The organism is Bacillus sp. AFS001701 (assembly GCF_002559405.1).
Taxonomy (GTDB): Bacteria; Bacillota; Bacilli; order Bacillales; family Bacillaceae_G; genus Gottfriedia.
In genome coordinates, this window is record NZ_NTZO01000036.1 from 1 (window position 1) to 15,200 (window position 15,200).

A 15,200-nucleotide genomic window follows, 5' to 3' on the forward strand; every position below is an offset into this window, starting at 1 on the left:
AAATAAATCTCCCAAAAAATGTTTTAATTAATAATATTTTATTATACAATAATAATTTTGTATTTCCTCAATAAACTTTGTATTAAATGAAGTTCACTATGGCCCAAAACCGAGATAAACTAAGATCAAACCGCCTAATTTTAGGCGGTTTTTTGTGTTAATACAAAATAGATTGTCCTATTATTAAAAATTAATAATGTTACCTGGGTATTAAGAATAGACTTAAATGTACCGTATTTACTTCTTAGGAGGGATCCATCGTGGAATGGTATTTAAAAGTATTAAAGAATTACGTAGTATTCAACGGAAGAGCTAGAAGAACAGAGTATTGGATGTTTTTCCTGTTTAATGCCATTATCACTATTATACTTTCGATTTTACAAAGCATTGCGGATATCGATAATATATTAACTGGAATTTACGGTCTTTTGACGATATTGCCATCTTTAGCAGTAGGGGCTCGCAGATTACATGATTCTGGTAGAAGTGGATGGTGGCTGTTAATTGGAATCATTCCGTTTATTGGTACGATTATTCTTATAATTTTCTTCTGTTTAGATAGTGAAGAGGGAGATAATCGATTTGGGGCGAATCCTAAGTATTAGGTTGAGGAATTAATAGTAGGAATAGAGATACGAGACCACCTTTCATTTAAAGGTGGTTTTTTTGTGTATAAGTAAGGAGAATTTAATAAACCCATTGAGAGAGTAGTGTGTTTTATGATAATCAGTAGTTTGTAGACTAGGAAAAAAATGATTCTTCATGTAAACCTAAAAATCAATCTAGTCAATATATTCCACCCTACTGTTCAAATGAATACGTTTTCACAACCCCGGAGGTATTTTATGATGATAGTGGAGGTGTTACAGATGATTGAAACGAAAAAAGTGATTGATACAAATTTAACAGATGCCAAGACACAAAAGTCATCTAAAAAATTAAGAGATTTTTTAAATTATCTTACGTTTGTAGGACCAGCAACTATTGTTTTTGCAGCGATCGTGTTAACGCCATTTTTAATCGGCTTTTTCTATTCATTTACTCAGTGGGATGGTGTAGCTGATTCTGCTAAGTGGGTCGGACTTGAAAATTATAAATACATTTTTACGAAAGATACGGATTTTATCCATTCGTTTATTTTAACGGGTAAATATACATTATTCGCCGTGATCTTAACCAATGTGATTGGTTTTGGTTTAGCGTTAATCGTAACGCAAAGCTTGAAGACTAGTAATATTTTAAGAACAGTCTTTTTCCTTCCAAATTTAATCGGCGGATTATTATTAGGTTTCATTTGGCAGTTCATTTTTAATAAAGGTTTAATTTCAATTGGACAATTATTGCATTCAGACTTTTTACAAAGAGCACTTTTAGGTGAAGAAAAAGGTGCGTTCTGGGCAATTGTCATCGTGGCAGTTTGGCAAGGTGCAGGTTACATAATGGTTATTTATGTAGCGGCTCTGCAAGGTGTACCTCAAGAATTAATAGAAGCAGCTCAAATTGATGGTGCAAATAAATTCCAAGTGTTACGTAAAATCATTATTCCAATGGTAGCACCAGCTGTAACAGTTTGTTTATTCTTAACAATTTCATGGTCATTTAAAGTGTTTGATACAAACTTATCATTAACAAATGGTGGACCATTTAAGTCTACTGAGATGTTGGCTTTAAACATTTACACTGAAGCTTTTGTTAATAACCGTTATGGATTAGGTGAAGCAAAAGCGATTGTATTCTTCGTAGTCGTTGCGTTAATTTCAGTTATTCAAGTATACATTACGAAGAAGAGGGAGGTTGAGGCATAATGCTAAAAGAACGATATACTGGCTTTACTTTTATATTAGAAATAGCGGCAATTATACTTGCTCTCATCTTCTTAGTTCCTTTTTATTATGTGTTAGGAAACTCATTTAAATCATTTGCTGATATTTTACAAAATACATCTTCGCTTCCAAAAAGCTTAGATTTTACAAACTATCAACAAGCAATTGAAGTCATGAATTTTTGGAAAGCGTTAATGAACTCATTAATCGTGACAATTGCTAGTAATGTTGTAATCGTCTTTTTCTGTTCGATGGCGGCTTATAAATTAGTTCGTTCAAAAAGTAAAATTTCAAATATCATTTTCTTTATCTTTGTAGCAACAATGGTTATCCCGTTCCAATCAATTATGATCCCATTAGTGAAAGTTGGAAGTACGCTTCATTTAATGAATAGCCATTGGGGATTAGTCATCATGTATTTAGGTTTCGGCTCAGCATTATCGATCTTCCTATATCATGGATTTATTAAAACAATTCCAATTGAGTTAGAGGAAGCAGCAATTATTGATGGATGTTCACCAACTATGGTTTTCTGGAAAGTTGTTTTTCCACTATTAAAACCAATTACGGTTACAATTGTTATCCTAAATACGTTATGGATTTGGAATGATTTCTTATTACCATCACTTGTATTAAGAGATATGGAGTTAAGAACAATTCCTCTTGCTACATTCTACTTCTTTGGAGCATATACAAAACAGTGGAATTTAGCGCTATCTGGACTTGTTTTAGGCATAACGCCACTATTAATTTTCTACTTTGCAGCACAGAAACATATTATTAAAGGTATTACAAGCGGTTCAATTAAATAAGGTGACTGGGTGGAAGCTATCAATATATTCCACCCATCATGTCAATTTAGACTATCCAAAGTTGATTGTTTTTAAATGTATAATGAAAGCGTATTCAAAATAAAGAATATTAAGATGGGGGTTTTTAGGATGAAAAGGATGCTAAAGGTAGCAGCAGCATTAACAACTTCAGTGATGTTATTCTCTGCATGTTCTGGAGGATCTTCAGACAAAGCTTCAAATGATTCAAAGGATAAAAAAGTAACATTAAACGTATTCCAGTTTAAAGCTGAGATTGCGAAAGATTTAGAACAAATGGCGAAGGATTACCATAAGGAAAATCCAAACGTAACAGTTAAAATTCAAACTGTTGGTGGCGGTGCTGACTACGGTGCTGCATTAAAAGCTCAATTTGCTTCAGGAAACGAGCCTGATATCTTTAATAACGGTGGATTCCAAGAAGCAGTAACTTGGAAAGATAAATTAGAAGATCTTTCTGATCAATCATGGGTAAAAGACTTATATCCAGGTACTGAAAAACCAATGACAATCGACGGCAAACTTTATGGTATGCCAATGAATACTGAAGGTTATGGCTTTATTTACAATAAAGATTTATTCGCAAAAGCTGGTATTACTGAAGCACCAAAAACGTTAAGCGAATTAACTGCTGCAGCTGAAAAGCTTAAAAAAGCAGGCATCACTCCTTTCTCAATCGGATACGGTGAGTGGTGGATTTTAGGAATTCACTTATTAAATATTCCTTTCGCTCAACAACAGGATCCAGATAAATTCATGGCTGATGTGAATTCAGGTAAAGTAAAAATTCAAGACAATGAGAAATTTAAACAATTTATGAAACTGTTTGATTTAACAGTTAAATACGGTAACAAAAATCCTTTAACAACTGATTACAACACTCAAGTTACAAACTTTGCTCAAGGTAAAACTGCTATGATCCAACAAGGTAACTGGATTCAAGGTATGATTGATGGAATTACTCCAAACATGAACTTAGGCGTGTTGCCAATTCCAATCAACGATGACAAAGCAGCTATGGACAAATTACCAATGGGTGTACCAAATAACTGGGTAGTTAACAAAAACTCTAAAAACAAAGAAGAAGCTAAAAAATTCTTAGAGTGGATGGTTACTTCTGACACAGGTAAGAAATACATTGTAGAAAAATTTAAGTTTATCCCAGCATTAAAAACAATTCAAGGTAAAAACTTAGGACCAATCGCAGACGACTTACAAAAATACTCTGCTGAAGGTAAAACATTATCTTGGAACTGGTTCAAATACCCAGATGGAGCTACAAATGAGTTTGGTGCATCAATGCAAGCTTACGTTGGAAAGCAAAAATCTGCTGATGAAATGTTAAAATCTCTTGAAGATACTTGGATGAAATTAAAGAAATAATTTCTTAATTTTAGGCTTCCCTGAAATACCCTATAGATTAAGGCAACCCACAAGGAATTAGTTTCCTTGTGGGTTTTTTTATGATTAATTTGAAAGTTTACTCTCTAGCAAGTATCCAGAATAAGAATTAACCCTCAGTTTCCTATATTTAAATTTTAAACTTTCTGATAAACTAGATAGTAGAAAGTGCAAACGTTTCCGCAAAGGATGTTATCATGAAAAATAGTATTAGAAGTAAGTTGATTGTCTTATTATTAATCGCCACGATTATTCCTTTTGGATTATCGATTATCGCGAATTATTTTTATACGAAGAATACAGTAACAAAGGAATTTGTAAATACAAACCATGATTTATTGAAGCGTAGTGGGAATGATTTATTGAATTATTATAATGAAATTTACGGTATTCCATTGTCCATTTATAGTAATAGACCGTTTTTGTCCGTGTTAGAAAATGGTGCTACGGCATACATCGAACAAAATTCTGCTGAAATTCAACGTAGTTTATTAGGACTTTATTTTTCTAGAAGAGAGATCGAGCAGTTGCATTTGTATTTAACAAAGGGTAAGGATGATTACACCGTTTACAATGCAAAGGTGAGTAGTCGCGGGAAGTTGTATAATTTCAACCAAATTCCCACATATCGAAATTTAAGTTATTCGAGGGACTCGTATTATATTCAACCGACTCATCCGATTCAAAACTATAATAATTTATCTGATTTTCGAATCGAGCCAGTTAAACAGGTTGTATCATTTCATTATTTTTTAAATAATGTTACATCCGACCAATGGCTAGGTTTCTTATCGATCGATATTGAATTAAGTAGAATTAAAGAAATTTTCGATCGTATTTATAAAAAAGGAGAGGAACATCTTTTCGTTGTTGGTGATGGGAATGTTGTTCTGTATTCATCTGAAAAAAGTCTAATAGGTAAAAAGCTAGAAACAAAATGGTATAAAAAAATAGGTTCAGATCGGTCGGGACAAGCAAGTTTTGATTGGAAGGACAAGGACTTTAGTGGGGTCTATGTGTATGACAAAATAAAAAGCAATCATCAACAATGGACAATCATTAAAAGCATTCCATATAAAAATCTCTATCATAATTCAAATCAATTATTGAAGATTACCGTTACACTCGGGGCGATTTCAGTCTTATTAGTTATCATTTTAACCATTATCGTATCCTTCAGATTTACACGACCAATACGAATCTTAATTCGAGATATGCAGCGAATTGAGAAAGGCGAGCTTGCAGTTTCTTTTGATACTTTAGGAAATGATGAGTTTGGTCAGTTAGGTAAACATTTTACTTCAATGGTCGATACGTTAAATGATTTATATATAAAAGAATACAAGCTTCAAATTGAGAACAAAACAAATCAATTAAAAGTACTTCAGTCTCAAATTAATCCGCATTTTTTATATAATGCGTTGCAGTCAATTGGAACTCTTTCATTAAAAAATGACGGAATGAAAGTGTATCGATTAATTATGTCACTATCAAAAATCATGAGATATAGCATGAAAAATAATGAAGATTTTGTAACGCTTAAAGATGAATTAAATCATATAAAAGATTATTTATCGCTTCAAAATGAACGGTATGATGGCAAATTTGTTTATAACCTGGAAGTGGAGGAAGGGTTAAACAAAGTAAAAATGCCAAAAATGATTTTACAGCCAATCGTCGAAAATTTCTTTAAACATGGCTTTGAAAAGCAACAAAAGCTTGGTGAATTAAATATTTCGATTCATAGACAACAAGATGATCGTTTAAAAATAGTCATTGCTGATAATGGTGAAGGTGCAACAGAAGAGGAATTAGAAATCATCAATTCATCACTAGCAGAAGGTGGATTAAATACGAACGAGAGTATCGGATTAAAAAATATTTCTGATCGCATTCATTTCTATTATGGTAAAAAAGCAGAAGTAAAAATAGAAAGTGTGAAGCATGAAAACTTTGTTGTAACGATAATCTTACCGATTGAAATGACAAGAGGAGAAGTTAATCATGAAGGTTCTACTAATAGATGACGAAAAGCATGTACGAGAAGGTGTAAAACTTCTTGCAGATTGGGATGCAATTGGTGTTACTGAAATATTAGAAGCAGAAAATGGAGCAATCGCTCAAGACATCATTAGAAAGGAAAGACCGACAATTATCTTTACTGATTTAATGATGCCAGAGCTAGATGGTAGAGGATTATTAAAGTGGCTTCATTCGGAAAATATTAATTGTAAAGTAATCGTTGTAACAGGATATGATGATTATCATTATATGAGAGAAGCCATTCAGTTTGGTGCGTCTGATTATTTATTGAAACCAATTGATCCGGATATATTGAATGAAACTTTAGTAAAAGTAGTTTCAGATTGGAATGAAAAAGAAAAAGAGAGAATTGATGCGTTAAATGATTTTCGCTTGCTACAGGAAGTTTTACCTGTTTATAGAGACAAACAATTAACAAATGCAATTTACGGTAAAGAATATAATCAGAACATGTTAAACCAATTAGGATATGAAGAAGGGCAAACTTTACATGTTTCTTTACTAAAATTACGAAATCTAGAGACATTCAAAGACATTTGGCCGGAGGATTTATGCTTTTTTGCCCTATTGAATATTGTAAATGAAGTTCTTCAAAACCAAAATGGAGGAATTGCATTTCGTAATTTACAAGGTACAAAGGAGATTTGCTTACTATATTGGGGCGAGCAGGTTACTGACAGTATCCAACATATCGCTAAAATTTTATCGACAGTTGTACCTTTCCCGTTTCATTTTGCGATCAGTAGAAAGTTAACAATTGAATCGATCCAGTCTGGGTATGAGGAAGTTGTAAATGTACTACAGCATGTAAATATTTTAGAAAAGCGAGATGTACCAGTTTATTCTTATGAAGATATAAAAGAGTATAATCCGATCAATCTAGTAGAAATCATCAACTTATTTGAACAAATGGTTGAGAAACAGGATATTTATATTTACGATGAAGTCATTCAACTTTTTAGTAAACGAATCGCACAAAAGAATTATCTTCCTTTTGCGCAGTTACTTTCATTGCATCAGGAGTTTCTAATCTTCCTTAATCACTGGATTAATAAACTATCGCTTCAAACAATCCAAGAAGTGAATCTTGAATTGTTCTGGAATGCGAAAGGACATTTTGAAATTGGTGATTATGTAGCGACTCAAAGAGAAAGAGTACAATCGATTATTCAAGAAAAGAATCAAACGAACCAAGAATTAAATAGTATTGAAGCAATCGCAAATTATATTCAACTGAACTATGCTGAAGAAATTTCACTTCAAGAGTTTTCAGAGAAATTTTATTTAAGCCGCGAATATATATCCCGTAAGTTTAAACAAATTTATGGTGTGAATATATCAGATTATATTGTTTCAATACGAATCGAAAAAGCGAAGGAATTATTGAAGTTCCCCAATTTGAAAATCTATGAAATTGCAGGGAAAATCGGCTATCAAGATGATAAATATTTTCGAAAAGTGTTTAAGAAAATCGTTGGCATGACCCCAAATGAATACCGAAATATGAATGATTAGCAATTATTTAGTAAAAAAGTTGCAGGAAATCCTTGGAAACTGAGGAATATGTAATTAGATATTTATTCTATGTATGTTTCGGGGGATCAAAAAATGGAACAGGCAGTTGAAAGAGTTTTTACGAAAGAGATTTTAACGAATGCAGCATCACAATTTGGGATTACTGTAGAAGAAAAACCAGTCGGAGAGTTCGAGAACTATCTATTTAAAGGTAAGTTGGCAGATGGAACGGATCGCATTTTACGATTAACGCATTCATCTCATCGCTCAAAGGATGAAATTGAGGCAGAGCTTCAATTTTTAAAATATGCTAGAGAAAACGGAGCAAATGCAGCAGGTTCTTTAACTTCTTTAAACGGTCATTTAGTAGAAGTCCAACATGCAAGTGATGGTACAAGTTTTTACGCATCAATGTTTGAATGGGCAGATGGTCAATTAGTTGATCGTACAAACCCTGCAGTGTGGAATGATGACCTAATGTACACATGGGGAAAAACGATTGGAAAGCTTCACGCATTAACAGTTGATTATCCTGTAACAAATCATCGTGAGCATTGGGATGAAGAAGCTTATTTAAATGAAATGTTAGCTGACGAAGAACTTGGCATTTTTACGAAGGAATTAATAGAAGAAATCCAAGCTTATGACAGAAAGAAAGATTCATATGGATTAATCCATAGTGACTTGCATCTCCACAATTTCTTCGTAAATGATAAAGGTGATATAACGGCTTTTGATTTCGATGATTTGCAATATAATTATTTCATTTCAGATATCGCAATTGTTTTATATTATACTGCATGGGGCAGCAAGGCATCATTCGAAGAAAAATCTAATTTCGCAAAAAGACAGCTAGAAATCTTTCGAAAAGGTTATGAAACCGAATATGTATTAGATGAAGAATGGTATAGCCGAATTCCTTCATTTTTAAAATGTCGTGATATTACGCTTTATCATGTATTGAACATGAAATATGAAGAGAAAACGCAAAGAGTTATTGAGCTTTGTGAAGAACTTAAAGAGAGAATCATTAATAAGAAGACGATCATTGATCTTTAAATTAAACAAAAAGCTACGATTCAAACACGAAACGTAGCTTTTTTTATATTTAAATTGGGGGGGTGAGTAAGGTTATTTGTGTCTAGCTTCTTCTATTTTATTAATATTGATTTCATATTGCTCATCTTCTAATGGGATATAGCCAACTTGCTCAGCTAAAATTGGAGCATTTTCATTGGCAAATTTCAAGTAGTCCAAAACGACAGGCCGTTTAAGTGAGTTACTATTTACATATGTGTAGAGTTCACGTGAAAGGGGGTAAGTCCCATTTTTGATTGTCTCTTCAGTTGGTAAAACTACTTTACCTGTTTTTGGATTAACGATTGGTACGATTTTTAAATGATCTTTGTTTTCTTCATAGTACGGCATGACCAAAGTATCCAATTGCACCTTTTTCACTAGCAACATCAGCGACAAGATTTTTATCATCTTCAGACGTTTGAGCATCTTTCCGTTCGCCAGTTTGATTTAAGATTGTTTTATTAAAGTATTCGTAAGTTCCTGACTCAGTACCAGGGCTGAAGAATTTAATTTCTTTCTTTGGCCAAGCTGAGTTTAGTTCGTTCCAAGTTTTTATTTTGCTTTTTACGGACCACAACTTTTTTAATTGTTCAACTGTTAATTGATTAACAAAATTATTGTCTTAATTTACTACAACAGATAGACCGTCGTAGGCTAATTTTAGTTGAATATAATCGATGTTATTTTGTCTAGCGATTGTCTCTTCTGCATTTGTTATTGGACGAGATGCGTCGTTTATATCAGTTATGCCATTTGCGAATTTTTTAAAACCATCAATTGTGCCACTATTACCTAATGAAATCGTTACCTCGGGTTGTGCAGCTCTATATTGCTTTGTTATTGTTTGCATAATCGGGAAAACGGTAGATGAACCGTCAATTATTACAGTACCAGTTAATTGTTTTTCAGATGTAGTTGAATTAGGATGATAGGCCATTCCACAAGCCGCTAAAGATAACATAGCTGTGATTGCGACGACTATTAAAAGTACTTTTCTCAGATGCATCTTCAGTATCCTCCTAGTTGTTTACTACTATATTTCTAACAATATCCCACAAAGATTAACTTGCTTTTAACGCTACGTAAAGAATTTGTAAAGGTATAGTGAAAGTCCCCCTTTTTTGTTAATAACCAATTAAAATGACCGTATAAACAGTAAAAAATGGGAGAGATATACGGTGGAGCAAATTGTCATCATCCAAGATCAAAACGAGATTGAACATGTGCTTCAACAAAGTAAACAATTCGGATTAATTAAAATCAGCACATATCGATATGGAGAGTTTAATGAAGAAATACATCTTGGTTTCTTAAAAGGATGCATAGTATTAATGAAAAGCCAAGTTTTGGACGAGTTTATTCCTTTAATCATGAGAATAAGACGGATATCAGAAATACCGATCATCTTATTAGTTGAAACTTATGATTCATACGAAGCAGCGATTTGTATTGAAGCTGGAGCGGATCAATATGTTAAATATCCGATTCATCCTAGAGACTTATCAGCAAGAATAAAAGCAGTTATGAGGAGGGCAGGCACTGAAAAAATAGAAGAAGACCGAGAAAAAGTTTTATATTTTGGAGAGATTTCCTTCTATTTAAATCGGGAAGAGGTTTATAAAAACAAAATGAGGATCGAATTAAATGGTAGAGAATACGCAATTTTACTGTTTTTAATCAAAAAAGCCGGCTTTATTGTAACGAGAGAAGAATTAATGGAAGTAATTTCGGTTTATAAAAATAGAAGATTAATCGATATTTATATTCATAGTTTACGACATAAAATTGAGGAACTTCCGAATTATCCTAAGTATATTAAAACGATTAAGGGAAAAGGGTATCGGTTTGAAACTCTTGTTAATTGAACAGAAGTGTAAAAAGCTAGGTGAATTCTTTTTAAGGATGCATTTTAGCTTTTTTATTTTTATAAGGCAGAGGTTTGGATAGAGAAATGCACTTTTTTATTTTTTTTTTATTAAAAATTAAATAAAAAAGTTTTTTTGTACACACCCTATTAGACAAAACGACTAAAAAAAACGTACAAATTGTATACAATTATTAGGGTTAAACAACATAAATGGACAATCTGTTTATTTACCATAAATTGGAAAAAGTAAAATTTCGATATAACAAAAAGATACATATAAAATACTCTTTTAAAATGTTTTTGACTCAAATTAAGAAATATAGTCGGAAAAGTAGGACTTTTGATGTCTTTTGCAAATTCGAGAAAAAGATGAAAAATAAGTAATTCGATACAGAATTGACGTAAGAAACATTGGTAAATGAAAAAGCTAGGTTAATCCAAATTAGGATGTTCACCTAGCTTTTTATTTTATAAGTGCAGTAATCCAAAGTTGTAAGATCTTACTCAGCGTGATGTAACATATACGTATACGCAGTGTCGTAAAGGTGCTCTAAATCAGCATCCGTCATGAAAACTAAGTCCTCAGTTGAAAATCCTTTTGTTAATTCCAAAAATTGAACCATGTTTTTACGCTCTTCTCTACTCATCATCAACAACACTCCCTTTGAATTAAATGAATGATTAATTTGTTTTCATTCTGTATTAATACAGTGTATTTATTTATAATTTATTATATAACAGAAAAATCAAAATGTGCTAGTGATTTTTACTAAATAAGGAAAAAATTATTTTTATCGTTTCATTGATCATTATTCAATTTACAGCGAACACTTTATTCTAGAATAATTTCTAATGTTAAAATTTTTATTAATGAATGTAACATAACTAGACTAGCTTGTAAGGGCTTCCATAAAATGGGTATATAATCCTACAAAATACCTTGTTTTATGGGAAAATTAACCAAAGTTTCTTATATATAGATTAATTTTTACTTAATTTTTAGTTAAGTAATTGTTATGCTAGGCACTGTTGAATCCGAGGGTATATTTTAATAGAATAATAAATGGATATGTTATTAGAAGAAAATGATGGAAGAGACGAGTATTTTAGAACTATTTGGCGTTAATATAACGTCTTAAGATGTAATTATGATGAGTGTATTATTTTAATCTAACTATTAAGCTAATTTAATTTAATATTGTCAGACTTTTTTTCATTTAAAGTTTAAAGTTTTTGTAAAATGAACTTCATTTTTACTTAGTTATTTTTATTAATTGAAGGATATTGGGGTTCATTTTAAATTATAAGTTTCTTTAAGGGAGTAGTAGTCAATGAACCTGTTAAGCAAAATTAAAGTAATGACGATTTTTGGCACGAGACCAGAAGCGATTAAAATGGCTCCACTTGTGCTAGAGCTAGAAAAATATCCTGAACATATAGAGTCAATCGTAACAGTTACGGCTCAACACCGACAAATGCTTGACCAAGTATTAGAGATTTTTGAAATTACGCCTGATTATGATTTAAATATCATGAAGGATCGCCAAACGCTTATCGATGTAACAACGCGTGGATTAGAAGGTTTAAATAAGATTATGCAAGAAGTGAAGCCAGATATTGTATTAGTACATGGCGACACAACTACTACTTTTATTGCAAGTTTAGCAGCGTTTTATAATCAAATCACCATTGGTCACGTTGAAGCAGGGCTACGTACTTGGAATAAGTATTCTCCATACCCTGAAGAAATGAACCGCCAATTAACCGGGGTTATGGCTGACTTACATTTTTCCCCTACAACAAAATCAGCACAAAATTTATTAGCAGAAAATAAAAAAGAAGAATCAATTTTTATTACAGGAAATACTGCTATTGATGCACTAAAAACTACAGTAAAAAGTGAGTATTCTCATCCTGTCCTTGAAACAGTAGGAAATGACCGTTTAGTCTTAATGACAGCACACCGTCGAGAAAATTTAGGGGAACCTATGAGAAATATGTTTAAAGCGATTAAGCGATTAGTCGATAAACACAATGATATCCAGGTTGTTTATCCAGTACATATGAATCCTGTCGTGAGAGAAATAGCAAACGAAATTTTAGGTGATAATGCTAGAATTCATTTAATTGAACCTTTAGATGTAATTGATTTCCATAATTTTGCTGCTAGGTCACATTTAATTTTAACTGATTCTGGTGGGGTACAGGAAGAAGCTCCTTCTCTAGGCGTACCTGTTCTTGTATTGCGAGATACAACGGAGCGTCCTGAAGGTATTGAAGCAGGTACATTAAAGCTTGTTGGAACTGATGAAGAAGTTATTTTTTCTTTAGCTGATAGACTGTTATCAGATAAAGAAGAACATGCGAAAATGTCTAAAGCATCAAATCCATATGGAGATGGAGAAGCTTCTAGAAGAATTGTTGAAGAGATTAAACATTATTTTAATATTTTAGAAGAAAACTCATCTGATATTAATGCGAATGGAATTGTTCTCTTAACAAATAGCTAATATCAAAATTTTAGAGAATTTCAAAAAAATTTAAATCTTAAATGGGATAGAAAAATGATTAGAAAAAAAGTGTGTATGTTTGTTTGGAATCATTTTACTAATGATGCCAGGGTTCTTAGAGAATGTACCGCATTATCGGCGAGTGGTTATACAGTCGATCTCATATGTATTGCTGATCCTAAAAATAAAGAGCTACCTATATATGAAGCGCGAAATCCAAATTTTAATATTTATCGAGTGAAAAGGTACCCTGATTCGTTACTTTATTTACAAATAATATATAGGTATATTTTGAAATATAATTTTCTAAAAATGATCATGTTACTTATATTGTTTTTATTATTTTTTATGATTCCTCTAGTGGCGTTATCCACAGTAGTTGTTCTTCTTATGCTATTAAAAACAAAATGTAAAGTTTTTTGGATAAAAGGTAATATCATTTTACGAATGATTGGGAGAGGGCTAATAAAAAATTATGATATTTACCATTCGAATGATTTAAATACATTAGTTCAAGGTGTCATTTGTTCGAAATTTAGAATTAAAAAACGTAAGCTAATTTATGATTCACATGAGGTTCAAACTAGCCGAACAGGCTATAATGGCAATTTCTACAAGTACTTGGAGGGGAGTTTAATTAAGATAATCGACTCTATGATTGTAGAAAATCATACTAGGGCAAAGTATAATAAAAAACTTTACGGTTTTTATCCGCATGTAGTTCATAATTACCCAATTAAACTAAAAGGATATAAAAATAAAAAAAAGTCATCATTAAGGAAGTTACTTGGTATATCCGAAGATGAAAAAATACTATTATACCAAGGCGGTATTCAAACAGGTAGAGGTTTAAAAAACTTAATTAAAGCTGTTCCTCTTTTTAACGAGGGGACACTTGTATTAATAGGAGACGGGAAAATCAAATCAGAGTTAGAAGAATTGGTTAATCAAATGAACTTGCATCAAAGAGTAAAATTTGTTCCCAAAGTTTCACTTAATGATTTGCCTAAATATACTAAAAACGCGTATGTAGGGTTTCAAGTATTAAATAATGTTTGTTTCAATCATTATTCTGCATCTTCAAACAAGTTGTTTGAGTATATGTCTAGTGGGGTTCCGGTTATAGCATGTGGTTTTCCAGAAATAAAAAAGGTTGTAGTAGGTGAACGGATTGGCTTATGTGTAGATTCGCATGATCCAACTTCAATAGCCAAAGGGCTAAATTATTTATTAAATTCTCCTGATGTATATCATGATATGAAACAAAATTGTATAACGGCTAAAGAAATATATAACTGGGACGAGGAAAAAAAGCAGTTCCTATCCATTTATGAACAGTTGTAATTAAGAACTTAAAGTATTAATAGAGCTATTTTCAAAAATTAATTTAATAGAAAGCAGGGAAAGAAATGAAAATTTGTACAATGGGATTAGGCTATATTGGATTACCAACTTCAATTATGTTTGCAAAATACGGGGTTGATGTTCTAGGTGTTGATATAAATGCTGGAGTTGTTGATTCTCTTAATGCGGGTAAAATTCACATTGAAGAACCGGGTTTACAAGATGCCTTAAATGAAGTAATAGAAAAGAAGACTTTTCGTGCATCCTTAACACCTGAAAAAGCTGATACTTTCATTATTTCAGTACCAACTCCTAATAATGATGATATGTATAAGTCTTGTGATCTTTCGTATGTATTATTTGCAGTTAATTCGGTTATTCCATATTTAGAAAAGGGAAATGTATTAATAGTAGAATCTACCATTGCTCCAAGAAGTATGGATGATCAAGTAAAACCAATAATTGAAGAAGCTGGATTTGAAGTCGGAAAAGATATCTTTTTAGTTCACTGCCCTGAACGTGTTCTACCAGGTCAAATTCTTCATGAGTTAATTTATAACAACAGAATCGTAGGTGGAGTTACTTCTGCATGTACTGAAGCAGGAGCAAAAGTTTATGGTACTTTTGTAAAGGGTGAAATTATCAAAACTGATGCTAAGACAGCAGAAATGTCTAAGCTTATGGAAAATACCTTTAGAGACGTTAATATTGCATTAGCTAATGAATTAACTAAAGTATGTAATGAATTAGACATAAATGCTTTAGATGTAATTGAAATGGCTAATAA

Annotated in this window: 12 protein-coding genes and 1 pseudogene; 11 read left to right on the plus strand and 2 right to left on the minus strand. The window is 32.0% G+C overall.

The annotated features are described in order from the left end of the window. Positions 1–260: 260 nt before the first annotated feature. From CN514_RS03690 to CN514_RS03720, 7 genes are all read left to right on the plus strand, one after another. Positions 261–605: a DUF805 domain-containing protein gene (locus tag CN514_RS03690; RefSeq protein WP_098231437.1), complete on the plus strand. Its 345-nt coding sequence runs from the start codon at positions 261–263 to the stop codon at positions 603–605. A gap of 264 nt (positions 606–869) precedes the next feature. Next, positions 870–1,805: a carbohydrate ABC transporter permease gene (locus tag CN514_RS03695; RefSeq protein ID WP_286141559.1), complete on the plus strand. Its 936-nt coding sequence runs from the start codon at positions 870–872 to the stop codon at positions 1,803–1,805. Further along, the gene (locus tag CN514_RS03700; protein ID WP_056465365.1) at positions 1,805–2,635 is read left to right on the plus strand and encodes a carbohydrate ABC transporter permease; all 831 of its coding nucleotides are present in this window, start codon (positions 1,805–1,807) and stop codon (positions 2,633–2,635) included. The genes CN514_RS03695 and CN514_RS03700 overlap by 1 nt, the downstream gene beginning before the upstream one ends. A gap of 129 nt (positions 2,636–2,764) precedes the next feature. After that, a complete protein-coding gene (locus tag CN514_RS03705) occupies positions 2,765–4,036 on the plus strand; it encodes an ABC transporter substrate-binding protein (RefSeq protein ID WP_098231439.1) in 1,272 nt (423 codons plus the stop codon). Positions 4,037–4,251: 215 nt separating this feature from the next. Further along, complete coding sequence (locus CN514_RS03710) at positions 4,252–6,081, plus strand: sensor histidine kinase (protein WP_098231440.1); 1,830 nt, start codon at positions 4,252–4,254, stop codon at positions 6,079–6,081. Continuing rightward, positions 6,059–7,612, plus strand: a complete 1,554-nt coding sequence (locus CN514_RS03715) for a response regulator transcription factor (RefSeq protein ID WP_098231441.1) — start codon at positions 6,059–6,061, stop codon at positions 7,610–7,612. The genes CN514_RS03710 and CN514_RS03715 overlap by 23 nt, the downstream gene beginning before the upstream one ends. Positions 7,613–7,705: 93 nt before the next feature. Further along, the gene (locus CN514_RS03720; RefSeq protein WP_098231442.1) at positions 7,706–8,671 is read left to right on the plus strand and encodes a phosphotransferase enzyme family protein; all 966 of its coding nucleotides are present in this window, start codon (positions 7,706–7,708) and stop codon (positions 8,669–8,671) included. A 72-nt stretch (positions 8,672–8,743) separates the two neighbouring features. On the opposite strand, the pseudogene CN514_RS26755 reads toward CN514_RS03720, so the two are convergent. Beyond that, positions 8,744–9,698: pseudogene (locus CN514_RS26755) on the minus strand (phosphate ABC transporter substrate-binding protein PstS family protein). 172 nt (positions 9,699–9,870) lie between these two features. Between CN514_RS26755 and CN514_RS03730 the strand changes: the two are divergent. Next, complete coding sequence (locus CN514_RS03730) at positions 9,871–10,557, plus strand: winged helix-turn-helix domain-containing protein (protein WP_098231443.1); 687 nt, start codon at positions 9,871–9,873, stop codon at positions 10,555–10,557. Positions 10,558–11,059: 502 nt separating this feature from the next. Here the strand turns inward: CN514_RS03730 and CN514_RS03735 are convergent. Beyond that, a complete protein-coding gene (locus tag CN514_RS03735; protein WP_175403455.1) occupies positions 11,060–11,209 on the minus strand; it encodes a BH0509 family protein in 150 nt (49 codons plus the stop codon). Positions 11,210–11,890: 681 nt separating this feature from the next. On the opposite strand from CN514_RS03735, the gene wecB reads away from it, so the two are divergent. The 3 genes from wecB to CN514_RS03750 form a co-directional block, all read left to right on the plus strand. Next, complete coding sequence (gene wecB, locus CN514_RS03740; protein ID WP_483294997.1) at positions 11,891–13,069, plus strand: non-hydrolyzing UDP-N-acetylglucosamine 2-epimerase; 1,179 nt, start codon at positions 11,891–11,893, stop codon at positions 13,067–13,069. 54 nt (positions 13,070–13,123) lie between these two features. Continuing rightward, the gene (locus CN514_RS03745; RefSeq protein ID WP_098231444.1) at positions 13,124–14,413 is read left to right on the plus strand and encodes a glycosyltransferase; all 1,290 of its coding nucleotides are present in this window, start codon (positions 13,124–13,126) and stop codon (positions 14,411–14,413) included. Positions 14,414–14,478: 65 nt separating this feature from the next. After that, positions 14,479–15,200 (plus strand): nucleotide sugar dehydrogenase (locus tag CN514_RS03750; RefSeq protein WP_141529294.1); only part of this gene is annotated, 722 nt, incomplete at its 3' end.